The organism is Mycoplasma sp. 11548 (assembly GCF_055523555.1).
The window spans coordinates 1-24,957 of sequence record NZ_JBVFVF010000001.1 but is presented as its reverse complement, the minus strand read 5'-3'; the positions used below and the strand labels follow the sequence as shown (position 1 = coordinate 24,957).

General features: G+C 26.4%; 28 protein-coding genes. 16 read left to right on the top strand and 12 right to left on the bottom strand.

Translation table 4 applies throughout. The features are described 5' to 3' along the window. A complete protein-coding gene (gene mnmE, locus AC0B4K_RS00140) occupies positions 1–1,353 on the bottom strand; it encodes a tRNA uridine-5-carboxymethylaminomethyl(34) synthesis GTPase MnmE (RefSeq protein ID WP_465103307.1) in 1,353 nt (450 codons plus the stop codon). Positions 1,354–1,450: 97 nt separating this feature from the next. Between mnmE and AC0B4K_RS00135 the strand changes: the two genes are divergently transcribed. The 7 genes from AC0B4K_RS00135 to AC0B4K_RS00105 all read left to right on the top strand — a co-directional run bounded on the left by AC0B4K_RS00135 (position 1,451) and on the right by AC0B4K_RS00105 (position 8,588). Then, complete coding sequence (locus AC0B4K_RS00135; protein ID WP_465103306.1) at positions 1,451–2,137, top strand: PQ-loop domain-containing transporter; 687 nt, start codon at positions 1,451–1,453, stop codon at positions 2,135–2,137. Between the two features lie 37 nt (positions 2,138–2,174). Further along, a complete protein-coding gene (gene msrA / locus AC0B4K_RS00130) occupies positions 2,175–2,690 on the top strand; it encodes a peptide-methionine (S)-S-oxide reductase MsrA (RefSeq protein WP_465103305.1) in 516 nt (171 codons plus the stop codon). Between the two features lie 375 nt (positions 2,691–3,065). After that, positions 3,066–3,860, top strand: a complete 795-nt coding sequence (locus tag AC0B4K_RS00125) for a hypothetical protein (protein WP_465103304.1) — start codon at positions 3,066–3,068, stop codon at positions 3,858–3,860. 39 nt (positions 3,861–3,899) lie between these two features. Further along, the gene (locus tag AC0B4K_RS00120; RefSeq protein WP_465103303.1) at positions 3,900–4,778 is read left to right on the top strand and encodes a hypothetical protein; all 879 of its coding nucleotides are present in this window, start codon (positions 3,900–3,902) and stop codon (positions 4,776–4,778) included. A gap of 958 nt (positions 4,779–5,736) precedes the next feature. Continuing rightward, a complete protein-coding gene (locus AC0B4K_RS00115) occupies positions 5,737–6,315 on the top strand; it encodes a hypothetical protein (protein ID WP_465103302.1) in 579 nt (192 codons plus the stop codon). Between the two features lie 122 nt (positions 6,316–6,437). Then, complete coding sequence (locus AC0B4K_RS00110) at positions 6,438–7,319, top strand: IS3 family transposase (RefSeq protein ID WP_465103301.1); 882 nt, start codon at positions 6,438–6,440, stop codon at positions 7,317–7,319. Positions 7,320–7,406: 87 nt separating this feature from the next. Beyond that, the gene (locus AC0B4K_RS00105; RefSeq protein ID WP_465103300.1) at positions 7,407–8,588 is read left to right on the top strand and encodes an IS3 family transposase; all 1,182 of its coding nucleotides are present in this window, start codon (positions 7,407–7,409) and stop codon (positions 8,586–8,588) included. Positions 8,589–8,676: 88 nt separating this feature from the next. On the opposite strand, the gene frr is transcribed toward AC0B4K_RS00105, so the two are convergent. From frr to plsY, 3 genes are all read right to left on the bottom strand, one after another. After that, the gene (frr, locus tag AC0B4K_RS00100) at positions 8,677–9,228 is read right to left on the bottom strand and encodes a ribosome recycling factor (RefSeq protein WP_465103299.1); all 552 of its coding nucleotides are present in this window, start codon (positions 9,226–9,228) and stop codon (positions 8,677–8,679) included. Beyond that, entirely contained in the window at positions 9,228–9,947 is a 720-nt protein-coding gene (pyrH, locus tag AC0B4K_RS00095) for a UMP kinase (protein ID WP_465101108.1), read from the bottom strand. The genes frr and pyrH overlap by 1 nt, the downstream gene beginning before the upstream one ends. A 67-nt stretch (positions 9,948–10,014) precedes the next feature. Further along, on the bottom strand, positions 10,015–10,737 hold the full coding sequence (gene plsY, locus AC0B4K_RS00090; RefSeq protein ID WP_465103298.1) for a glycerol-3-phosphate 1-O-acyltransferase PlsY: 723 nt from the start codon (positions 10,735–10,737) through the stop codon (positions 10,015–10,017). Between the two features lie 52 nt (positions 10,738–10,789). Between plsY and def the strand changes: the two genes are divergently transcribed. From def to AC0B4K_RS00070, 4 genes are read left to right on the top strand one after another with little or no spacing between them, the layout of a single operon-like run. After that, a complete protein-coding gene (gene def / locus AC0B4K_RS00085) occupies positions 10,790–11,353 on the top strand; it encodes a peptide deformylase (RefSeq protein ID WP_465101106.1) in 564 nt (187 codons plus the stop codon). A gap of 12 nt (positions 11,354–11,365) precedes the next feature. Continuing rightward, positions 11,366–12,529, top strand: a complete 1,164-nt coding sequence (locus tag AC0B4K_RS00080; RefSeq protein ID WP_465103297.1) for a hypothetical protein — start codon at positions 11,366–11,368, stop codon at positions 12,527–12,529. A gap of 13 nt (positions 12,530–12,542) precedes the next feature. Continuing rightward, positions 12,543–13,409 (top strand): MSC_0882 family membrane protein, encoded by an 867-nt coding sequence (locus AC0B4K_RS00075; protein ID WP_465103296.1) that lies wholly within the window; start codon positions 12,543–12,545, stop codon positions 13,407–13,409. Next, a complete protein-coding gene (locus AC0B4K_RS00070) occupies positions 13,409–13,981 on the top strand; it encodes a DJ-1/PfpI family protein (RefSeq protein WP_465103295.1) in 573 nt (190 codons plus the stop codon). The genes AC0B4K_RS00075 and AC0B4K_RS00070 overlap by 1 nt, the downstream gene beginning before the upstream one ends. A gap of 60 nt (positions 13,982–14,041) precedes the next feature. Here AC0B4K_RS00070 and tyrS read toward each other — a convergent pair whose 3' ends face one another. Further along, positions 14,042–15,274, bottom strand: a complete 1,233-nt coding sequence (gene tyrS, locus AC0B4K_RS00065) for a tyrosine--tRNA ligase (protein ID WP_465103294.1) — start codon at positions 15,272–15,274, stop codon at positions 14,042–14,044. Beyond that, complete coding sequence (tapR, locus tag AC0B4K_RS00060) at positions 15,264–15,848, bottom strand: TyrS-associated PheT N-terminal domain-related protein TapR (RefSeq protein ID WP_465103293.1); 585 nt, start codon at positions 15,846–15,848, stop codon at positions 15,264–15,266. Before tapR ends, tyrS begins: the two co-directional genes overlap by 11 nt. A 36-nt stretch (positions 15,849–15,884) precedes the next feature. Between tapR and AC0B4K_RS00055 the strand changes: the two genes are divergently transcribed. The 5 genes from AC0B4K_RS00055 (at position 15,885) to ligA (ending at position 20,675) form a co-directional block, all read left to right on the top strand. Further along, positions 15,885–16,754, top strand: coding sequence for a DegV family protein (locus AC0B4K_RS00055; RefSeq protein WP_465103292.1), 870 nt, complete (start codon positions 15,885–15,887; stop codon positions 16,752–16,754). Continuing rightward, positions 16,741–17,130 carry a tRNA (adenosine(37)-N6)-threonylcarbamoyltransferase complex ATPase subunit type 1 TsaE gene (tsaE, locus tag AC0B4K_RS00050; RefSeq protein WP_465103291.1) on the top strand — a complete coding sequence of 130 codons (390 nt, stop codon included), beginning with the start codon at positions 16,741–16,743 and terminating at the stop codon, positions 17,128–17,130. The genes AC0B4K_RS00055 and tsaE overlap by 14 nt, the downstream gene beginning before the upstream one ends. Next, positions 17,130–17,693, top strand: a complete 564-nt coding sequence (locus AC0B4K_RS00045) for a tRNA (adenosine(37)-N6)-threonylcarbamoyltransferase complex dimerization subunit type 1 TsaB (RefSeq protein WP_465103290.1) — start codon at positions 17,130–17,132, stop codon at positions 17,691–17,693. Before tsaE ends, AC0B4K_RS00045 begins: the two co-directional genes overlap by 1 nt. Beyond that, positions 17,693–18,628, top strand: a complete 936-nt coding sequence (gene tsaD, locus AC0B4K_RS00040) for a tRNA (adenosine(37)-N6)-threonylcarbamoyltransferase complex transferase subunit TsaD (RefSeq protein WP_465103289.1) — start codon at positions 17,693–17,695, stop codon at positions 18,626–18,628. Before AC0B4K_RS00045 ends, tsaD begins: the two co-directional genes overlap by 1 nt. 64 nt (positions 18,629–18,692) lie before the next feature. Continuing rightward, a complete protein-coding gene (gene ligA / locus AC0B4K_RS00035; protein ID WP_465103288.1) occupies positions 18,693–20,675 on the top strand; it encodes an NAD-dependent DNA ligase LigA in 1,983 nt (660 codons plus the stop codon). A 57-nt stretch (positions 20,676–20,732) separates the two neighbouring features. On the opposite strand, the gene rplS is transcribed toward ligA, so the two are convergent. The 6 genes from rplS to AC0B4K_RS00005 form a co-directional block, all read right to left on the bottom strand. Next, entirely contained in the window at positions 20,733–21,083 is a 351-nt protein-coding gene (rplS, locus tag AC0B4K_RS00030) for a 50S ribosomal protein L19 (RefSeq protein ID WP_465102583.1), read from the bottom strand. Continuing rightward, on the bottom strand, positions 21,073–21,756 hold the full coding sequence (trmD, locus tag AC0B4K_RS00025; RefSeq protein WP_465102606.1) for a tRNA (guanosine(37)-N1)-methyltransferase TrmD: 684 nt from the start codon (positions 21,754–21,756) through the stop codon (positions 21,073–21,075). Before trmD ends, rplS begins: the two co-directional genes overlap by 11 nt. 9 nt (positions 21,757–21,765) lie before the next feature. After that, entirely contained in the window at positions 21,766–21,993 is a 228-nt protein-coding gene (gene rpsP / locus AC0B4K_RS00020) for a 30S ribosomal protein S16 (protein WP_465102585.1), read from the bottom strand. Positions 21,994–22,111: 118 nt separating this feature from the next. Continuing rightward, on the bottom strand, positions 22,112–22,318 hold the full coding sequence (locus tag AC0B4K_RS00015; protein WP_465103287.1) for an RNA-binding S4 domain-containing protein: 207 nt from the start codon (positions 22,316–22,318) through the stop codon (positions 22,112–22,114). Continuing rightward, entirely contained in the window at positions 22,318–23,442 is a 1,125-nt protein-coding gene (locus tag AC0B4K_RS00010; protein ID WP_465103286.1) for a DNA polymerase III subunit beta, read from the bottom strand. The genes AC0B4K_RS00015 and AC0B4K_RS00010 overlap by 1 nt, the downstream gene beginning before the upstream one ends. 126 nt (positions 23,443–23,568) lie before the next feature. Then, the coding region (locus AC0B4K_RS00005) for a DnaA ATPase domain-containing protein (protein WP_465103285.1) at positions 23,569–24,957 on the bottom strand (1,389 nt) is incomplete at its 5' end.

Sequence of the window (24,957 nt, the reverse complement as noted above, 5' to 3'; positions counted from 1 at the left end):
TTACTTACCTAAACAAAAATTCTTGAACATAACATCAAGTAAATCTTCGCGATTTACTTGACCTTTAATATTTTGCAGTGAATCCCAGGCATCATATAAATCAACAATAATTACATCAAAAGTAGCATTATCTAAAATGGATTTTTCAGCTTGAATTAATGAATTATGTGCTTTTTGAATTAAAGATAACTGCCTGGTATTTGATAAAATACGTTTATCCATAATATCTAAATTTTCGAAGTTTTTTACTAATGCATTTTCAAGCTCTTTTATATCATTATTTAAAGCACTAACAGAAATTAAGTCATGTTTTTGATTATTAACTAAATCTGACTTATTTTGAATTTTTAAATAAAACTTACCTTGTTTTTTGCTTTCTTCCTGAATCACTTTATCAAAAACATTCTCAGCTTGAGTTGGATCAACAACATGAATTATTAAATCAGATTCTTCAATTTGCTTTAATGATCGTTCAATTCCTATTTGTTCAATTATATTATCAGTTTTTCGTAATCCAGCAGTATCTACTAATTTAAATAAAATACCATTAATTTGATATGAAGCTTCTACTAAATCCCTTGTTGTTCCTGCAATATCTGTCACAATGGCTTTTTCTTCAGAAAGTAATGCATTAAGTATACTACTCTTACCTACATTTGGTTTGCCTAAGATCGAAACTTTAACCCCTTCAAACATATAGCGGCTATCATTAGACACTTTTATAATTTCTTCAAATTTAGTTTTTAAAACTTTAAGTTTTTCGAGCATAATCTGGCTATCTAGTTGTTCTATATCATCATATTCAGGGTAATCAATATTAACTTCAGACATCCCAATTAAAAGAGCGATATCGTTCGATAAACTATCTATTAAGTTAGAAGTTTGACCAGTAAAACGGTGAACACTAGCTTTAGCTTGTGTTAATGTTTTAGCCATAATTAAATCATGTATTGCTTCAGCTTTTATTAAGTCTAATTTACCATTTAAAAAAGCACGGCGAGTAAATTCTCCTGGTTCAGCCATTCTTGCTCCATTTGATAATAAAAGCTCTAAAACTTTATTGGTAACAACAATTCCGCCATGACAATTTATTTCTACAATTGGTTCTCCAACATAATTATTATAAATAATCTTTCCATTTTTTTCTTTGCCCAAAAATCACATAACCAAAACTTCGTCAATTAATGTTTGTTCATCATAAATATTACCATAAGTAATATCATGATCTGTCCCTATTTTCCCTTTAAATATTTTTTTAATAATATTTAAAGTATCAGGGCCCGCTAAACGTATTATTGATATTGGTTGGTTGATTCTAGATCCTGAACTAATTGCTGCGATTGTATCATTCATAAAATAAATTATATATATTTATTTAAAAATCTTTCATATTTAATCATATGGATAGGTCTAATTAACCATCATATTTGAAATGTGGTATAATTATGTAATGCAATTAGCAATTACTATATTAGGGTACATTGGAGCTATTTTAGTGGCTTCGCTTAGTATCCCTCAGTTATTCAAAATAATCAAAGACAAAAAAACTGGTGATGTAAATTTCTATTCTTTTTGGATTTTTCACACTGGTATTCTTTTATGGATTGTATGATCAGCGCTAAGCCCAAATTCGTTACATAATATCATAATTCCAAATACAATAACATTAATTATTGAAACTATAACACTAGGCTTAATGTATTTATATAAAACAGAATTTAACAAAAAATTAAAAGTTAAGGCCTGAAGTGCTCTTGGTGCATATCTTATTATTGGCTTAATTTTTGTTATTTTACATATAATTATTTATGCAGGTGGAGTATGAACATCATTATTAATTCCTTCTACAGTTGAAGCAATTATGGGATTTGTTTTCCCTGCTTTTACAACCTTAGCATTTTTACCACAATTCATACAATCATTAAAAACACACAAATGAGGAGGATTATCATATGGAATGTTTGTTATTTATATAACAAACAATTTTGTTTGAATTATTTGATGAATTTTACAAATTATCGAAGCCTCAGCTGCAAATGCTCCAATAGGATCTTTTGTTGGAGGACTTATTTGACAAATAATTTCAATTTCACTTTTTAGCGCTCAATTTACATTGACTATAAAACACCAAAAATAGTTATTTTTTATAACTATTTTTTTAATATAATAAACACATGAAAAAAGAATTATTTATAGCAGGTGGTTGCTTTTGAGGTGTAGAGGCTTTCTTTTCAAGAATCAAAGGTATTTTAAGTGCACAATCATATTATATTAACGGAGGTTTTGAAGGTGTATCATACAAAGAGGTGTGTACAACATCAAAGCACGTTGAAGCAGTTTGCATAGAATATGATGATTCAATCATAAGCGAAGAAACAATTTGAGATTTTTATTTAAAGATAATTGATCCTTATTCTTTAAATAAGCAAGGGGGAGATCAAGGAACACAATACCGAGTTGGTATTTATACAAATAATGAGGAATTACTTAATAAATTTAAAGAATTAAATAATCATTTTGTTAAAAAAGAAGGTAAGAAAAATTGCTTAGAATTCTTGCCAGTAAGTGACCAAACCTTAGCTGAAGAATACCATCAACAATATTTGATGAAAAATCCAATGGGTTATTGCCATATTAACCTAAATGCAATACCTGATAAATATTTAAAAGACAAGTTTAAAAACCAATAACTAAATTAGTTGTTGGTTTTGTTTATTTTTTCATTAATAAGGTTTTTCATATCTTCGGTAATAATTTAAAATAGCGAAAATTCTCTATAAAATCTTTATTTCTGCATTTATCTTTTGAAATATTGCATTTTCCTCTGAATATCTTATATTACAGTAAAAATACGGCACCTTTCTTGGCACCGTATTTTATGAGATTTGAACATAACTGTTTAAGAAATATATTATACACTAAATCGCAAAATACACAAAAATCTATTATAATATTTATATGTCTGTTAACATTAAATAACCAAGCAAGTTATCTTCAAGACAACATACTAAAGAATTAAATATTTATTTGCAAATAATGCAAAAATATTAAGGAGTTATTAGTAAATGCATTTTCCAATTAAGAAATGAAAAACAACAGTTTTTAATTATATTCCCGGTGTAGTAATTGCTGCACCTTTAACATTACTTGCTAGTGTGCCTACACAGCAACAACAATTTCAAGGAGAAATTACAATCGACTACAAAAATCACCCTCAACAATATTTAAGAGATTCTTTAATTAAAATTGTTTTTGAAGGCAACGAAAATAATAAAAATTATATAAATAACATAAAAACTCAAATTAAGCATATTGTTCAACAGCAATTAAAAAATAAGTTAACAGAAAAAGAAATACAGTCAATTGCACTTAATTTGATTAAATCTACAAAAGATAACTTTCAAAATAAAGAACTTTTAGAAGAGGCTTGATATCATTGATTTCCAAGGGCCTTTTGATGATCAGTTTATATAGCTCTAGAGGCGGTTGATTTTATTGTCAAAGGTTTTGGAGAATTATTTCAAATGTTGCCACTTGGTTTAGATTTTCTTGAACTTTATCTTAATTATTTGAGTCTTAATATTCCGGCTGCTCAGGCCAAAAAAGGTTGAATTATAGCTAAAATATTAATGGCAATGACTACTAATGATGATAGTGTGATCGTTGGGCTATCAACTGGTGTAGTGTTGGATATTTTAGAAAAATGATCAAATACACTTAGCAGGACCGCACTTTTAACTTCTTTTTTAAAAAGTCTTGTTATTAATGGTCTCTTTGCCTACTTAGCTCCAAAAGTAAAAGAACTAACACAAAAAGCTAGTTCCTATCTTGAAGATAAAAAAAACAGAGGCATGGGGTAAATATTTGTATTATAAGAAATTAACTGATGGTGAATAATTATGTTATGGCGCAAGTATTTATTTAAAATGTTTTTAACAGGATTGTCAATATCAACAATATTCCCTATTGCTGTTTCTTGTGGTGATGTTCCAGAAATAAGACTTAAAAAAGAGTTGGCAAATGAAAATAAAGAAAAACAAAATTTTATATTAGAAACTATCGTTAAGTTTCAGGATGCTCAAAACAAACAAGACACATATCAAACTTTTACATCTACTTACTTAGCAACAAATAATGATAAATATTATTTTTTAACAAGTCGTGGAGATTTAAAAAATTTAAATCAAAAAGCAATTGATATCAGCCTAACAAATACAAATTTGGAAAATAACTATCCTTTATATTTTTTTAGTGGCAAGGTTATCTTTGACATAGTTCTTAATCACGAAAATTATATAGTCTATGCAATAGAAAAATCTAAATTATCTTCAAACTGAGGAGATAGACTTATTCAGGCTCCAAATCATGGTGGTCAACCTATAAGAAATGAATTTTCAAATAATCATAATGTAATTGAACAAATTAGTTCAGCTAAAAGTTTAGACCTTAACATAGATGAAGTTATATCATACACCCCTATACAGCCAACATCAATACTATATAAACAAATTTACTTTGGCATGTTTAAATCTATTCATTCTTCTATAACTGCTTTATCTTCGGAAATAAAAAAAACAGATCAAACCGTAACTTATAATCATCCAGCACATATTAATAATCAATTCTTCGGTAGCCCTTTGTTTCATAATTCTAAAATTGTTGGTATTTTAAACAAATACCAAAATTATTTAATTAATTCTAAGGATTATTATAAAGTAACTTTTTACATTTTTAATCCTGACGATATTCAAAAAATAAGGCAAGTTGTAACTACCTAAAAATCCTGTCCGTATTTTCTAGTTATTTTTATGTAATAAACATTTAAATTTTTGCATAAAAAAGATGAGGCTTTTTCAAGCCTCACTTATATTAAAATTTACGTTATAAAATAATTTAAGGAACTATATTATAACATAAAATTATCTAAATATAAAGAAAAAAATTTGTTTTTTGGAAAATGTTTTTTGGAAAAGTCACATGCGAGATATTAACAAAATAATTGGTATTTTAAATTTATATAAAAATACACAAAATATCGGAATTAAATCTGATAAATATTTACATTTTTATAAAAACAGAAGTTAATAATATAAATAACGTAATTAATGAGGTATGTAACTAATGTATGGAAAATTAAAATTTAAAAAACTTATATTAAATGATAAAAACTATATAGTGCTTTGGTTTTTATCTTTTCTTATTTTTTTAAAAATAATGGCTTTTATACTATTATTTACACTTGACAATAAATTGAGCCAATTTTTAATCTACACCAACCCAAGGGATATAATCTTGGAAAATCCTGAGGGTTATATTTCATTTTTGCCAAATGATAATGTTAATAATTCTTCATTTACTCTGAATAAAGATTTAATTGCTTTGATATTTTTTATTTCCTTTTGTTTTGCATTTATAACCAGAATCCATTTAATTTTAGTTCTAAAAAATGATCAAAAATTCATAATGTCAGGTCTTAATCTAAAAATATACAGAGTATTGTTATTCTTTTGGCCTTTAAGTTTTTTAATTAAAATAATTGCAAAGTCTTATCATAAACAAAACAACTTCACAACTAGACAATTAATTATCAAGTGGAAGATTGTTAATTTGTTTAGGGATTTATTTAGCATTGGTGTTTTAATAGGAATGATAGTTACACTTTATTATTTATTTCCTAGTATTTCACAAATAATTAATAATGCATTTAAAGACTTTACAAATTATATTGTGTACATTGTGTTGGTAGTTATTTTAAGTCCACTAATTGGGTTTAGTATAATAGCATATCCTACATCTTTTATTTCTTTATATTCTGCTGAAATATATAATGAAATACTACAAAAAGAAGGCAAACAATGGAAGAAGGGTGGCTTTATATTTTTTGTTGTTTTTATTTATTTGAAGGCTTGGTCTAACGTTTTAGGTTTAGAAAAAGATATAAAAAATCAAGATCTTAAAGAAAAACAAGATATAGGATATCTATATAATACATTAAATAAAGAAACAATTATTAAGTTTATTTGGCATACTTCCGCCATTTTCTCTTTTGTTTCTATACTCACTTTAGCAATTAACAGAATTAATTTTATTGGTGGTTTAGACATCAATACAATAGTAGGTTTTTGGTTATTTCTTGAGTGTTTTATTTATATAGGCTATTTTGCGCCTCGTTATATTGCAAATATCATGTTATTAAAAACATCAACTAAACATATAAAAATTATGTATATAATTGATTTGATTGTTCCCATCCTATCAGTTTATAATATTATAAATTATCGTAAAAAGAAAGAGATTTATAGTGGAATAAATTAAAAATAATTTTTGGCAAAAAAAACAAAGCAACGTAAAGCCGGACAGAAAAGTTAACATGTAAATGTTAGCTTTTCTGTTACCATTCGTTGGTACCAACGAAAAAATTTTTTGAAAGGAAAATTATGTCAAGACATTTAAAGAAAGAAGAATTTGCAAAAATATATGAAGAATATCAAAAGTCAGGTTTCCCAGGTGCTTTTCGGGCTATTTACCAAATATCACCAGGAACAAAAAACTTACAAAGAAATAGTGTAAAAGTTAGAATTAATAAAATAATTAAGTATTATAATTTAGGTATGGAAGACTTATTGCAAACAAAGAAAGGCGAAAACCGCAAAAAAGGAAGTGGCAGTCCTAAGAAGAAAAGAGAACCAAATTGAGATATTTTTGATCGTGATGATTTGTTACAAATAGCTAAAAGATATTATGAAATTACCAATGAATTACCCAAAAGTAAGAAAGTTATTGAATTAAAAAGTTTTAGCATAAGTTATGTGAAGCTTTCAGAAGTTTTTGGCATTTCTAGGCAAACAATTTCTAAAACTCATAAGATTAAAATTTCACAAAAACTCCCTAAACATAGTGATGTAATTGAAAAATCGTTCATAGAAACAAAGTCAAGATATGGAAGGCTAAAGCTAAGTGTTTACATATCTCAAAAATACAAAATAGATATAAACGAACGTTCTTTAGGGAGATATATGAACCTTTTAGGCCTAAAATGTAAGCTAAGACAAAAATCAAAACGAAAAGAAATTAAAAATGTATCTTCACAAATTGATAACTTCGTAAATCGTGATTATAACGATCAAAACAATCGAAATATTTATGCAACTGATGTTTCATATATAAAAGCACCAAAAGACGTGTTAGAATCACACGTTTATTTGTCTGCAATTTTGTCTCATAAAACTAAACAAATTGTTGGTTTTAAATTATCAAGAAGTAATAATCTAGAACTAGTTTTAGACAATTTAAATTTATTAAAACAATACAAAAACTAAAGCCGGACAGAAAAGTTAACATGTAAATGTTAGCTTTTCTGTTACCATTCGTTGGTACCAACGAAAAAATTTTTTGAAAGGAAAATTATGTCAAGACATTTAAAGAAAGAAGAATTTGCAAAAATATATGAAGAATATCAAAAGTCAGGTTTCCCAGGTGCTTTTCGGGCTATTTACCAAATATCACCAGGAACAAAAAACTTACAAAGAAATAGTGTAAAAGTTAGAATTAATAAAATAATTAAGTATTATAATTTAGGTATGGAAGACTTATTGCAAACAAAGAAAGGCGAAAACCGCAAAAAAGGAAGTGGCAGTCCTAAGAAGAAAAGAGAACCAAATTGAGATATTTTTGATCGTGATGATTTGTTACAAATAGCTAAAAGATATTATGAAATTACCAATGAATTACCCAAAAGTAAGAAAGTTATTGAATTAAAAAGTTTTAGCATAAGTTATGTGAAGCTTTCAGAAGTTTTTGGCATTTCTAGGCAAACAATTTCTAAAACTCATAAGATTAAAATTTCACAAAAACTCCCTAAACATAGTGATGTAATTGAAAAATCGTTCATAGAAACAAAGTCAAGATATGGAAGGCTAAAGCTAAGTGTTTACATATCTCAAAAATACAAAATAGATATAAACGAACGTTCTTTAGGGAGATATATGAACCTTTTAGGCCTAAAATGTAAGCTAAGACAAAAATCAAAACGAAAAGAAATTAAAAATGTATCTTCACAAATTGATAACTTCGTAAATCGTGATTATAACGATCAAAACAATCGAAATATTTATGCAACTGATGTTTCATATATAAAAGCACCAAAAGACGTGTTAGAATCACACGTTTATTTGTCTGCAATTTTGTCTCATAAAACTAAACAAATTGTTGGTTTTAAATTATCAAGAAGTAATAATCTAGAACTAGTTTTAGACAATTTAAATTTATTAAAACAATACAAACCCAAAAATTTTATCATTCACTCAGATCATGGCTTTCAATATACACATCATCAATATATTAAAGAAGTTCAAAATATTGGTGGCGTTATTTCGTTATCAAGAGTGGGAAACTCACTTGATAATCGAGAAATTGAATATTGGTTTGGGATCATTAAAACCGAATTATTAAATGATTTAGATTATTCCAAAATTACGTTCAATGAACTTAATGATATGATACAAGAATATGTAGTTTGGTATAATAACGATCGAATTCAATCAAACTTAAACTGAAAAACGCCAAAGCAATTTGCAATGGCATTATAAGTTACTAAAATGTTAAATTTTGCTGTCCATGTTTAACGTTCGGATAAATTAGCCGAATGTTGCTTTACTTATCTAATAATTTTATATGTTACTTATTCATTAATTCTGATTCTTTTTCTTTTGTTAACAAATTGATTTTTTCAATATATTCATCAACTAATTTTTGAATTTTATCTAAGTATTGCTTTTGTTGATCTTCGGATAACTCTCCGTCTGATTTAATATTTTTATTTATATTTTGGCGAGCATTACGAACTCCAACTTTAGCTGCTTCAGAAATTTTGCCAAGGCTTTTAATTAGTTCTTTCCTACGTTCTGTTGTTAAAGTTGGAAAATTTAAACGTACTTGGTGCCCTTCATCAATAGGCATAACCCCTAAATTAGCTTTTTCTAAGGCTTTATAAATATCTTTAGTAGTTGTTTGATCATAAGGTTTAATTAGCAGTTGTTGTGGTTCAGGAACACTTATATGAGATAATTCTTCAAGCGGTGTTAAAGTATCATAATAATTAATCCTTATACCCTTAATTATTTGTGGATTTGCTCGCCCTGTTGAAATCTTAGACATTTCAAATCTTAAATGACTAATTGGTTTTTCTGCAGTATCTTCAAAGTCTAATATATATAAATCAAGTTCCATTATTTTGTTACCTCTGTATGTTTAATAGATGAATCAAGTACTCTCAAAATTGAGTTATCTTCTAATAAGTTAAAAATTATTAAGTCAATATTGTTATCGCGTGCCATACTAGTGGCTGTTAGGTCCATAACTTGTAATTTATTTTCTAAAATTTGGTCATAAGTTATTTTGTCATAACGTTTTGCACTTGGGTTTTTTTTAGGATCACTATCATAAACTCCATCAGTTCCATTTTTCCCCATTAAAATAACTTCAGCACCTATTTCAGCCGCATAAAGAGTTGAAGCTGTATCGGTTGTGAAAAATGGTCTACCGGTTCCCCCAACAAAAATTACAACTTCCCCATCTTTTAAATATTTAATTGTTTTTTCATTTACATAGTTTTCGGCTATCTTAGGATCTAAACTTAATGAGCTTTGAACTCTTGATTTCAAACCCACAAGTTCAAACCCACTACGAAGAGCTAAACCATTCATAATAGTTGCTAACATTCCAATATAGTCCGCTCTATTGCGCGGGATCCCGTTTTTTTCCGCAGAAGCTCCTCTTCAAAAATTGCCACCACCAATCACAATTGATACCTGGATGCCTTTATTTACTATTTCTTTTAATTGTAAAGCTATTTTCTTAACTAATTCATTATCAATAGCTAAATGTTTTTCTTTATTTGCAAAACCTTCACCAGAAAGTTTAATTAAAATCCGTTTGTATTGTTTCATAATCTTCCTAAAGATAATTAAATTTTATATTTAATCTATAATATTTTATAAAAAAATATAAATTATTTTAATTTTGCCCGAATTTTCTTTCTTGATGTTTAAGCAGTCTTTGAATATTAGCTTTATGAGCAAAAATAACAATTCCAGCATTAAAGATATAAAAACATATAGTAATGATATTTGTGTTATACTCAACGCCAGAAACTCATGATAATGGCCCTGAATTAACTCAAGGAATTGCTATAAAAACAATCATAACAATAGAAGTTAACACACTTGCTAATGAAACATATCTTTTTCAAAACATAAGGCCAAAGAAGAAAATTGCTGCAATTGGTAATAAAACAATGTTAATTGAAATTAATAAACCAACTGAACCAGCAACACCTTTGCCACCTTTAAATTTATAAAATACCGGATATACATTACCAAGTAAAACACCAATTCCGCCTAAAAGAGGAATTAAATATAGTTTTGAATATAATAAACTTACGTCTTTAGTTTTACGTATAAATTCTTCAGTTATTGCATCATTTACTAATTGGCTAACTAAACGACATAATAAGACAACAATGAATGTTTTAAAGATATCTATTAATAAAATAATAATAGCTGATTTTTTTCCGTAAACTCTAAGAGAATTTGTAGCACCAGCATTTTTTGAATAATACAATCTTAAATCTGGCTTTTTAGTAAGTTTTCCAAATAAAATTGAAGTATTTAAAGAACCCAATAAATACCCAAATAAGAAGAATGTTAAATTAAGTAAAATGGTTAGAAATATTTGCATTTTTAAACTCCTTTAAAATTTTAACCTAAAATATTATATAATTTATTTTAAGATGCAAAATAAAGAAAAATATAATATAAAAATTGTAGAATTGCCTGAAAATGTTCTACGTAAGCGATCATTAGATGTAACATTACCATTATCTAATGAAAATATTGATCTTGCTAAACAAATGATTTATCATATCGATACGTCACAAAGTGGCGAATCTGAATTTCGCCCTGGTGTTGGTGTTGCAGCCGTACAATATGGAATTTTAAAAAATGTCTTTTATGTTTATTTAACTGATTCACAAAACAATATTATATTCAAAGATGTACTTTTTAATCCAAAAATTATATTTCAAAGCAAATCTTTGGTTGCTTTAAGTGATGGCGAAGGTTGTTTGAGTGTTCCTGAAGAACACCCAAATCAAGAAGGTTATGTACACCGCAGCAAAAGAATTATTGTTGATGCTTTTAGTTATTTAGAAAATAAACATATGCGATATGAAGTTACTGATTATTTAGCAATAGTATTTCAACACGAATTAGATCATTTAAATGGTAAATTATTTATTGACAGAATAAATCAAAAAAATCCATGAAAAAAACAAACAAAGGCAAAATATTTATAAAGAAAGGAAAAAATGTCAGAAACATTAAAAAATTTATTAATAAAATTATCAGAGTTATTTAATAACCAAAACTCAACAACATATGTTTTACTTATATTTATAGCAGCATTGTTAATAAGTTTTGGATTTGGCTTTTTATATGGTTTTAAGTGAACTATATTTAAAATTTCCGCAATTGTAATAACAATTGTATCATCAATTATTATATACGGAGCTTTATCAAGTTATATTAATAATTCGGAAGATAGTGATATAAGATCATTAAAAGGAGTGATTCCATTGCTAGTTTCTTTACTATCAATCATTATCTATCTCTCTGCAAGAAGTTTATTTTTTGTAGTTAACAATATTTTACACTTCATCCCTAAATTTAGACGCAAAAGAAAAACAGCAAAACATAAATGATTAAAGAGAGTTTCTTTTGGTATAACTAATGCTATTTCAACAATTCCAGCTGGTTTATTAATGGCTAATGTTATGCTTATTTCTTCAAAAAATGAAGACAGTTCAACAAACACAGTATCAAATATTGGAGTAAAAATAATGACTGGGGGAAAAGGAGAATCATTTGCTTCATTATTCTCAAAAGTAGATGATTTTCAAAAAGTAGTTGACGGCTTATCGGACTCAACACTTTGAAGTAAAAACTATTCAACACTAAGCAAAGAAGAAAGGGAAAGGGTTGATAAAGCACTTAGTGAAATTTCAAAAGTTATTAATAATGATCGTATCTTCGATATTGTGATTCCTGTCTTGCAGGAAAAATCAAAAGAATTAAAAATTGAAAAGAATTTAGAAGACATTGTTGATAAAGCAATTTCTAGAATGTCTGCAGAAAGACCTGATTATCTTACAGCTAATTCAGACGAGAAAAAAAGGGAAATCTTAACTGATTATTTAACTCAAAATATAGATAAATTATACAACGAAGCTAAAACACTAGATTCTAAACTTGATGATAAAATTTACATTATTAAAAATGTTGCTGCTAATTTAGAAGATAAAACTCAAAAGAATTTAGTTGAAAAACTAGATGAAATAGTAGAAAGCGAAAGTTTAAGAAAAAAAGCAGATGTTGGTAAATCATTAAATATCTTTATTAAGTTTTTAAAAGATAAAGCTAAAAGCAAAGGACCACAAAATTCATCAAGAAATAAAGATGAAGATCAAGATTAATATTTAAATACATATGTTTAAACCAAAACAACAAGATTTACCCATAAACAATGAACAAACGATTAAAAATCCTCATATAAAGAAAGACTTCAATCCAACAACCTTTAAAATAATAAAAAACGAGACAAAAACAAGGATTGTATCACTATTATTTTGATTATCTGTTTTAACAGTTTGTTTAATTGGAATTGGTTATAATGCCCTAACACATTTAAACACAGAATCGCTCGGAATTGGTCTTTACATCCTTATTTCGATTCCTGGATTTATTTCGTTATTCTATATAACCAAAAATACAATTAAAATCTTGCAATGAAAAAAAATCAACAAGAAGTACAAAGACAATTTTTCAAGCAATGATATTTCTTCAAGTCCTGTTTTTGCAGAATTATACCGTTCACTAATTTTAAAAAGGCTTCGTATAACTTGGTTAATAATCTTCTTTTTCACATATTTTGGATTGTTTAATATCTTAATTTTTTCATTAAAGGATCAAATTATTGAAATCGGTATCCCATTTTCGCCACAAGAAAATACAAGCTTTAATATACACTTTATCCTTGATTTTAAACAAGTATTTAATCAATGATTTAAAAATACAAATTTACTATTAATAATAAATTTATCAATTATGATTAGTGCCCTTGCATTTTATATTTTTAGCTTGTTTTTTGACAAAAAAAGAGCTGATGATATAATAAATAACTTTAATTCAAATGAAGCAGCAGTGCAATTACAAAATGTAGTATATGAACAAAAAACCCAAGAAAATAAAATTTGAATTAAATCATACGTTATAATTTTTGTTTTAACTATTTTATTACCATTTGTTTTAGTAATTTATTTAGTTTATCGTGGTATAGTAAGGAGAAAAAAATAATGAAATTATTAGTAATCATCGAAGATAAATTTAAAGATGTGGAATTAGTTACGCCTTTAACTATCTTTAAAACATCACAAAAATTCACTCAAATTGACTTTTATAATCCAAATCTTAAGGAAGCACATGGAAAAGATAATCTTGCACATATAAATAACATTTGTAACAATATCAATATAGAAGATTATGATGTTATCTTTGTTCCTGGAGGGCCTGGTGCACAAACTTTAAGAAAAAATGTTGTATCGCTAAATTTAATTCGTAAGCACCACGAATTAGGAAAGCCTATTATAGCTATTTGTGATGCTCCAAACGTCTTAAAAGAAGCAAATATAATTAAAAATAATGCCTTTGCTTCATATCCTTCAGATTGAAGCAAAGAATTAAGAAAACAAAATTGAATTGATTCCTTAACAAATTATAATGAACATAAATTTACAACTGGAAATTCACCATATGCATCAGCTCAATTAGCATTCATTGCACTAATTAAATTATTTGGATACGAAGTTGCTTTAGAAACATATAAAATTTATGCGGGTAAGCCAAATGCATCAGAAATTGTTTTATAAAAAACATATGAACAAAAAAAGTTAACATAGTTTTATGTTAACTTTTTTATATATTTATTTTTATTTAAAAATTTCTAATAAATAAATTTTCTTTTTTCCTACGTGTAGTAATGAATACTTATTATCTCAAAAATTGCTATACATTAAAAACTCTTCAGAAATAGGAATTAAATTTACTTTAAGAGAGTTATTAGTAATAAACTCCCTTGCTTCTCTTTTTGATTTAAGAACATTAAATTTTATTAATTCTTCTACTAAATTAGTATTTTCTTTAATAGATAAACAATTTAAATCTTTTTTTAATAAAGATATTTGCTGTGTTGTTATGCTATTTAAATCTAAGTCTTTATTAAATAAAATTTCAGAAAGTGTTTTACATTTTGTTGCGTCTTCAATATTGTGAACATCTTTAATAACTTCAAATGCCAGAGTTTTTTGAGCTATTCGTAACTTTGGATTTTCTGTGTGTTGTTGTAAAATATCTTCAATTTTATTTAGTGGTATGAAGGTTAATCATTTTAATAACTTTTCAATTTCTGAGTCTGGCTGGTTTAATAAAAATTGGTACATATCATATGGTTTGGTCATTTCAGGATCTAGCCATAAGCTACCACCACCTGTGGATTTACCAAATTTATTACCACTTGCATCTGTAAGCAAATTACATGTAAAAGCAAAAGCCTTATGGTCAATACCTTCTTTACGAGATATAATCTCAAGCCCTGTAGTGATATTTCCCCATTGATCAGATCCACCAAATTGACCATGAACATTTTTATCGACATAAAGTTTATAAAAATCCCATCCTTGTATTAAGGTATAGCTAAATTCAGTAAAACTTAATCCATTTTCTAACCTTGTTGCAATCGAATCTTTAGCTAGCATATAAGTGATATTAATTGATGAACCTACATCTCTTAAAAAATCAAAAACATTCATGTTTTTATATAATTCTAAATTATCAAAAACTTCTAATCCGAATTTTTGCAATTGTTTTACGATAAATGATTTATTTTGATTAATACTATCTTGGTCTAATAAAACTCTTTCTTTCGAACGAAAGGTGGGGTCACCAATCATTCCGGTTGCTCCACCTACAACAGCTAAAACATTAATACCAACTTGTTTTAAACGCAACATTGTTGCGATTTGAATATAATTTCCTAAATGAAGGCTTTGTGCAGTTGGATCAAACCCCGCATACACATAAGCATCTTTTTCGATATTTTTAAATTTATCCAAATTAGTTACATCTTTTAGAATTCCTCTATTTTTTAATTCATTAATTATCATGTTTTATAATAAATTCCTTCCCAATATCTTCAATATCTCCAAAAATCAATCCTTGCTTATTAATTGATAAAGTTTGATACCCTGCTAGCATACCATTACTTTCAACATCCATTACCTTTCCAGGTAAAATGTTTAACCCTGAATATGTGGTAGAGCCTGGCAAAGCACAAACCAAAACACAACCTTCAAGGGAGTCAAGGGTATTTGTAACAATTTGAAACTCTTTTTTAGAATCACTTACAGTCAACACAAAAAGTTTTTCAGATTTAGGGTGAACTACACGTTTAATAACTTTAACATAAACAAATTGAGGTTTGTCATTAATAATTAAATTATTTTCTAATGCTATCTTATTAATCGCCACTAACTCGCTTAATTTAGTAGTATAAAATTTATCATTTTTAATGTTATATTTTAAATTATTTAACACATTTATGCTTTTAACATTGTTATTTTTATCTATATTGAAAACTAAATCATCAACAATAATTCTTTTTGTATAAACCAATCTAGAATCAATAAAAATTATTGAGTTATTTTCAAAATGTTTGTTTATATTATTAATAATAATCATGTTTAAAATTATAACAAATTTTATATAATAGATTTTATGAAAGATATAGCAATAGTTGTCGATTCAGCTTGTGGTCTAGATAAACATCAAGCAGAAAAACTTGGATTCTATTTTTTGCCACTTCAGATCGAAATGAATGATGTTGTTTATAATGATGGTATTGATTTAAATACTAAAACATTTTTTGATAAATTCAACTTAAAAACTAAGGGAGTAAAAACATCTGCTACGCCAATAGGATATTCTGAAAACTTAATTAAGTCTTTAGTAAATGAATATAAACATGTGGTTGTTTTTCCAATCTCAGAGCATTTATCAAGTCAATATAGTTTTCTTAAAATTGTTTCAGAAAAATATCCAAACGTGCACATAGTTAAATCAGTAGACGTTGCACAAACAATTTTATTTAGAGTTAATAAGTTTTTAAGTTATCTTGATAAATTAGGCCTTGATAATTCTATAAAAAATGCTAGTATATGAAATGATTATGAATTAGATATTACACTTGTCCCTAAGTATAATGATTATTTAGTAAAAGGTGGTAGGCTATCAAAACCAGTGGCAACTTTGGCAAAATTACTTAAAATTGTGCCACTAATTAGATTTAGTGATGGTATATTAAAAAAACAAGGTAAAGGCCGCCTATTCTTAAGATCATTACAAAATGCCATAGATGAAAAAATGGAAACATTCAACAATGATGACGAAGTGATTTTATTAGGAGAAAAAACAGAAGAAGCAAATTATTTACTAAATTATTTGGATGAAAAATACAATATAAAAACTAATATAATTCCGATTCCAAACGTTATCTCAATTCATACAGGTCCTGAAGCAATTGTGGTTATTAAAGGCACCAAAATCAAAACAACACTAGAAAAATACTTTAATAATGAAAATTTATAATTTAACTGATGAGACACAACTTGATAAAGTTGTTTCTTTTTGACTACCTATAATTCAACAAAAAAAATATTTATTGTTAAATGGTGACTTAGGGTCGGGTAAAACTACATTCGTAAAGTATTTAGCAAAACATCTAGGTATAAAAGAAAAAATTAATTCACCTTCGTTTAATTATATAAAAATGTACACTGGCTTAATTCATATTGATTTATACAACTTTAAAGGTGATGTTGAAGAATTCGAGGATTATTTTGAAAATAATATCGTTGCAATAGAATGGTCAAATTTACATGATTTAAAATTTAAAGAATATGTTATGGTTAATGCAGCGTTAAACCATGGCGGATCTCACACATATCAAATCGAGGCTAAATAATGAATTTATATTTAGATACTGCAACAAGTGATTTTTTAATAATTTTATTTAGCAATAAAGTACAAATAATTGATCACATTTATATTAAGGATGTCCCTAAAAAAGTTAATTTATTAGTTGAAAATTTTGAACTTATTTTAAAGAGAAACTTACTAAATACTTATGATATAAATAGTTTTTATTTAAATTTAGGTCCTGGTTTTTTTACTGGAATTCGTATTTCCTTGATTTTTTTAAGAACAGTCGCATTAATTCATGGCCAAAAAATCTTTACTACATCTACCTTTAAAATTCTAAATTTTATTAATCCAAATTTAAATGAAATGTTTTTAGATGCACAAGGTGACAAAGTATTTTATTTAAATAAAGCAAATTTTAGTAAAGAAAATTATATAGATAATATTGAGATTATACCAAAAGATAATCAACTCATTAATAAAGTTGATTATAATAAATTTATTAATGAGTTTTCTAATTCTATGACAATTTTTCAAGAAGAGTTGGATTTATTAAATATAAATCCATATTACATAAAAAAACCCCAAATAGGTAATAAAAAATAATGAGAATATTAGGTATTGAAACATCTCACGATGATACATCTTTAGCAATATTAGAAGACGGAAAAATATTAGATATGTGGACTATCTCACAAATTGATATATTTAAAGAATTTGGAGGAACTATTCCTGAATTAGCTTCTCGAGAACATATTAAAAATATTTCAATTATCCAAAAACTTATTGAAAATAAATATGATTTAAATACTCTGGATTATATTGCATATACCAAAGAACCCGGCTTAATTGGTTCTTTACAAGTTGGATATTTATTTGCAAGTGCATTATCAATAAGCTTAAACAAACCAATCATAGCAATAAACCATTTAGATGGCCATTTTCTTTCAGCAACAATTGACCATAAAGTTACGTTTCCTGCTCTTTGTTTATTAGTTTCTGGTGGCCATACTCAAATATTATATGCCAATGATATTGATGATATTAATATCATTGGGGAAACATTAGATGATGCTGTTGGGGAAGCTTTTGATAAAGTTGCAAATAAATTAAATTTAGGATTTCCTGGCGGCCCAATCATTGACAAAATACACCAATCTTATAATGGTGAATATATTAGATTTTCAAAACCAAAAACACAAGATGAATTTGATTTTTCATTTAGTGGATTGAAAACACAAGTGCTTAATTTTATTAATCAATGTCAAATGCGAAACGAAATTATAAATAAAGAAAAAATAGCAGCAAGTTTTCAACAAACAGCAATTGAGTATTTAATACAAAAAACAGTTAAAGCACTACAAAAATACCCAATAAAAACTTTAATGTTAGGTGGGGGAGTTAGTGCTAACAAATATTTAAGGTCACAATTTAGTAAATTACATCCTAATACAATTATGCCAAATTTAAAATATGCAACAGATAATGGTGCAATGATAGCACAAACTGCTTATTTAAAAATACTTAAAACTAAAAAATAGATACATTTTCAATAAATAAATGTGTCTATTTTTATGAAACTTATATGTATGGTAAAATAGTTTTATGAATTCAAAAAATGATATTTTAAAAAAAATTATAGAATTAACTAAAAATATTAACAAATGAAATAACGAATATTATAACTTATCAGATCCAAGAATTTCTGATGCTAAATATGATTTAGAGTTAATTAAATTACAAACTCTTGAAAAGCAATATCCCCAATATATCCAACATGACTCTCCAACACAAAAAGTGGGCGGAAACTCATTAAATAAATTTAATGAGTTTATACATAATAAACCAATGTTATCTTTAAATAAAGCTCACTCAAAAGAAGATATTTTAAAATTTATAGAAAATACAACTAAAAACAAAAATCAAAGTATTACATATAGTTTAGAGCCAAAAGTAGATGGTGTTTCAATTGCGTTACATTATAAAGGTGGTAACCTAGTTAAAGCAGTTACTCGAGGAACTGGTTTAGTAGGTAGTGATGTCACAAATAACGTTAAAGAAATTAGTGACATTCCTAAAAAAATTAATTTTTATGATGATTTAGAAGTAAGGGGCGAGATCTACCTACCAAAAAGTGAATTTGAAAGATTGAACAACCTAAGATTAAAAAATAATGAAAAATTATTTGCTAACCCCCGTAATGCTGCTTCTGGTTCAATTCAACAAATTAACAATAGTAACATCAAAGAAAGGAATCTTGCTTCAATTATTTATGATGGGATTGATTGTGATAAATTAAATTTAAAGTTACAAACACAAGTAATAAAAAAGTTAAAAAATCTAGGTTTTAAAACTAATCCATATGTTAAAGAAGCAGGTAATTTTGACGAAGTTTGAGATTCTATATTAGAATTCCAAAACATAAAAGATAATTTAGAATTTGAATGCGATGGTTTTGTTTTAAAAGTTAATCAAATTGATCTTTGAGATAGTTATGGGCAAACCTCTAAATTCCCAAAACATGCAATAGCATACAAATTTGAAACAGTAGTGAAGCATTCAATTATAAAAAATATAATTCCAGCAGTTGGACGCACTGGAAAAATAAGCTATGTTGCGGATATAGAACCAATTAATTTATTAAAAACAATAGTAAAAAGAGCTACATTACATAATTTAGATTTTATTAAAAATATGAATATAAATATAGGTGATGAAGTAAGCATAATAAAATCAGGCGAAATAATACCTAAAATTATTGGTGTAAAAGCAAAAAATGTCAAAGATTACTATAAAGGTATAAAAAATTGTCCTTCTTGTGATTCACAATTAATTAATTTAAATAATTTAGTTGATCAGTTTTGTTTAAACTATTTGTGCCAAGAAAAGCAAAAAAAACAATTAATTCATTTTGTTAGCAAACATGCTTTAGATATTCAAACTCTCGGTGATAAAATAATTGATATTTTCTTTGAAAAAGGTATTTTAAATAGTTTTATTGATTTATTTAATTTATATACTTACAGAAGTGTAATTTTAACCTATGAAGGGTTTAAAGAAACCAAAATAGACAAAATAATAAATGCTATTAATGAAAGCAAACAAAAAACAGCATTTTATAAAGTTTTATATGGTTTAGGAATTAAACATGTTGGTTTACGAGTGGCCCAACTTTTAAGTTCTAAAATAAATAATTTTCAAGAATTAATAGATATAGATTTAAATAAATTTAAATCAATTGACACAATTGGACCATCAATTTTAGAAGAAATAGAAAAATATCGCACAGATCATAAAGAATTGCTAATAAACCTTGATAAAATTTTTACTTATAATAAAACAAGCGATAAACAAACAAAGAAATTATCAAACTTATCTTTTGCTATAACAGGAAAATTATCAAACCCCAGAAGTTACTATGAAAAATTAATTATAGATAATGGAGGAAAATATTCAAATTCAATTTCCAAAGAACTTTCGTATCTTATAACAAATTATTTAGATATAAATAGTTCTAAATTTAAAAAAACAAAAGAATTAAATATAAAAATAATTAATGAAAATGAGTTCTTAGATTTAATAAAATAAAAATATTTGCTTAAATTAGCAAATATTTTTTCTTTAAACTGTTTATTTAGCGGAAAATTATCTTTTTATTTCTTTTAAACGAGCACTCTTACCTTTACGGTCTCTCATATAGTACAATCTTTTTCTGCGAACTTTGTTTGAACGAACAACTTCAATATGAGCTATTAAAGGTGAATTAGTAGGAAATGTTCTTTCAATACCAACACCGTAAGAAATTTTTCTTACGGTAAAACTTTCTCTAGTTCCTGATTCTTTTTTAGAAATTACTAAACCTTCAAAAATTTGAATACGTTCTTTTTCTCCTTCGCGAATACGAACATGAACTTTAACGTTATCTCCTGTTTTGAATACAGGTAAATCAGTACGTAATTGTGACTTTTCTACTAGTTCTAAGAAATTATTTCTCATTATTAATCCTTTCGATAATATCTGGTCGATTCTTCTTTGTTTTTAATATTTGTGCTTCTTTTTTTCATAAATTAATTTCTTTGTGATTCCCACTGAATAATACTTCTGGAACTTTCATTCCTTTATAGTCTCTTGGCCTTGTGTATTGTGGATAATCTAATAATCCTTCGTTTTGAAATGAATCATTTATATGCGATTCTTCTTTAATAACACCTGGCAAAAGTCTTAAGATCGAATCAGCCATTACCATAGCAGGTAATTCACCACCAGTTAATACATAATCACCAATAGATAATTCTATATCAACTAAATCTGTAATTCTTTCATCAAAACCCTCGTAACGTCCGCAAATAAACGTTATTTCTTCTTTTAAAGATAAATCATTTGCAATTTGTTGATTAAAAACCTTTCCTTGTGGAGTTACTAAAACTTTGTAACCCCCGCGGTTTTTTAAACTATCTAGCGCTAAATCAATTGGTTCTATTTGAAGTAAAAGGCCGTGTCCCCCGCCATAAATTTCATCATCAACTTTTCTATGTTTGTTTTTAGAAAAGTTTCTAAAATCTATAGTTTCGATTTGGATTAAGTTTTTTTGTATAGCCTTATTTATAACGCTTTCTTCGCTAAGTGGTTTTATATAATTTGGGAATATTGTTAAGAAATTAATTTTCATAGCAAAATATTATTTTTGTTTTTTTAGTAAACTAGCAACTGTATCAGTTGGTTTTGCACCTAAAGAAAGTCATTTTGTAACTAATTCATTGTTTAGAACAAGTTCTTTTGTTTTTGGATTGTAATGCCCAAGTGCTTCGATAATTTTACCGTCTCTGGGAGCTCTTGCATCAGCTGCTACGATTTTGTAAACTGGTCTGAATTTACTTCCCATTCTTTTTAATCTAATTTTTACCATTAGTGATAATCCTCCTTGTCAAGTAAAACTGCTTTACAGTTTGTTTACATATTATACACATAAATGCTAAAAGTTATTTAAAAATTTAACAAAAAAAGCAAAAAAATTATTTGCTTTTTTACTCTACTTCGAGTATTTTTGTATTATTTATTCATATTATGTCTCCAGCCCTTGCTTTTGTGTTTTTTGAAATAACTTTTTCTCCGTTTATTGTTACTTCATTATCTTCTAAAAAGAATTTAGCTTGCCCCCCTGTGTCTATTAGTTTTATATATTTTAGTAATTGCCCGATTTTTATAAATTCTTTTGTAATAGGGATTTTCATTAATACCTCCTAATAGGGGTGATTAATTGTATGTTTCCATTGTTTTTATCGCCGACTATATATACTCTTTTTTCGTCGTTTGTCACACATAAATATATATTTTCTTCGTTAAATGCTCCAAGAGCATCCTTTATATAATGTCAGTCGATATCTATATCAAATGATCTTCCATTATATTCAAAATTAGTTGTTGAGTGTTGTGAAATTCCCACTTCAGCAACTTCAAAGCTAGTTTTTATTTTTTCAGTGGAAACAGAAAATTCAAGTCTTTTTGTTTTTTCAGCATTATAAAATACAGTTTTGTTTATTATTTTTAATAATTCTTCTTTTTTGATTTTTATATTTTTGGTATTGGAAAATTTTATTAATTTCTCAATATCGTGGTATTTTAAATTCACAAGATGTGTAAAAATCTTAGTATTATTATAAATTATTCCGATTTTATTTTTATTTATAAATAAAGTTATATTTGTAGGCATTTCTTTGTGGTATAACTTTTTGAAGTTTTTCGAATCAACATTTATGTTTAAATTTGATTCTTTGTTAATTTCTAATAAATGTGTCGACAACCTGAAACTATCTGAAGCAGTAATTCTTAGTTTTGTATTTTCCGATTGAATGTTTATAACTTTTGTGGTAGGGTTTGATGTTATATTATTTCCTTTTTCTTGGTTTAAATTAGATGATATATAAACATTGTTTATTGTTGCTAATAAATCATTTGAGTTTATTTCGTAAGTAGATTCAACTAATGAAAAATCAAAATCAGGGTATAGTTTTTCATTCAAGAATACCAAAGTATAGTGCGTATTATTTTCAAAAACCTCTAAATTATTTTCTGATTTAAAGAACGTAATATTTTTTTCGAATTTTTTTATTAAGTTTTTTAAAATAGTTGCATTTATCAATAGTTTTCCTGTTGTTTCTACTTTTAAATTTTTTTCGTCTATTTTAATCGTTTTTTGAGCAGCTATATTTGTATTCCCAGCTGTAAAAATTAATTTGTCAAAATAAAGTTCAATTAAAATACCTCTAAATGGCAAAAATGTATCTAAAGGTTCTACGTACCCTGATAAAAAATCTATCGTATCTTCTATTAATTTTTTTGAAATTGTGAATTTCATTTTAACCTCCAATATTAATATTATTATATTTTGTGTTTTTTGGGTTAAATACAAAAAAATATCAAAAATACATATTTATTTTGTAAAAAAAACACTTTTTTGCAAAATTAAAATTGTGAATAACTTTTATTTAGTTGTGTATATTTCGCTTTTTATTTGGTTTAATACAAGTTTAATGGAAGAATATATTTCTTCATTTTTCTTTTTTTTCAAAGCATTCAAAATTGTAGTATGATCTTTATTTAAGTAGCGTCCAATTTCAGTTGAAGACATATTCAACATATCATCCATTAAAATAATAGCAATATGCCTAGCAATAACAATTTCTTTTTTTCTAGTTTTCCCCATAATTTCTTTAACACTGATCTTATAGTATGTTGAAACTTTCTTAATAATCACTTCGGGTGTTAGTTCCGCTATTTCCTTAAACCTCTCTTTAAAGATTTTTTTAATAACGCTAAATACATAATCAGTTTTTATAAGATCATCATTGTAATATTTTATCTTTGTTATAGCGCCCAACAAAGATCTTATTGAACCCCCGAATTCTCTAACAACAAATAATTTAGACTCTTTGTCAATTATTTTTGGATCAATGTTGTTTTTTTCTAATAAAAAATTTAATATATTATCAATTTCATTTTCGGCGGGCTTGCTGATTTTACTTATAAAACCTGATTCAAGTCTAGTATACAAGCGATCTTCAAACTGAAGCTTCAATTCTTTTAATTCTTTTTCTGATGAAATAATTGTAGGTACATCTTTTTGCATACGGGCTTCGATTATTTGGTAAATAAAATTCTTGGTTTGTTTTTTTTGGCCTTCTCCAAAGATATGAAAATCATCAAAAAGAACAATATCAGCATTAGTTATATAGTTAATTAATTTAGTTATATTATTCGTTTTATTATCCTGGATAGCCGTAAGTATTTTTTTATTAAAAATTAAAGGAGTTATATATATTGATTTTTTACCACTTTCTTCTATTTTTTTGCCGATAGCTTGTAATAAATGGGTTTTTCCACCACCTGAAGGTCCAGATAAAAAAAAGATATTAAAATCTACACTAAGTTTTGATATGCTTGTTCCAATATCAACAGCTTCTTTATTAAATCCGCCCTTTAAATAATTCTCGAACGTTGATTTATCTGAATAATCATTTTGAAAATAGTTTTTAGTTTGCTTTGGTTGCTCAATTATTTGGTCTAATGCTTGTTCAGTTTTTTTATGGTCTTTTTCTGTAACAATTTTATATTTTATAAATTTGCCAAATACTTGCTCTACTGACTTATCAAGACTTTCTTTATAAAGATTCAAATAAATTTGCTCTGAATTTTTATTGTAATTTTTGAAACTTAGTAATAGTTCTTGCGATTGTATATCTAAAATTTCTACATCATTAAAAAAAGTTTTATAAATCATATTGTCTTTTATTTCGTTTGACAAAAATTCTCTTAATTGTTTCGTCCTAATATTTTTATCAACATCTAAGTTTGTTTCATTGACTCCTATCAT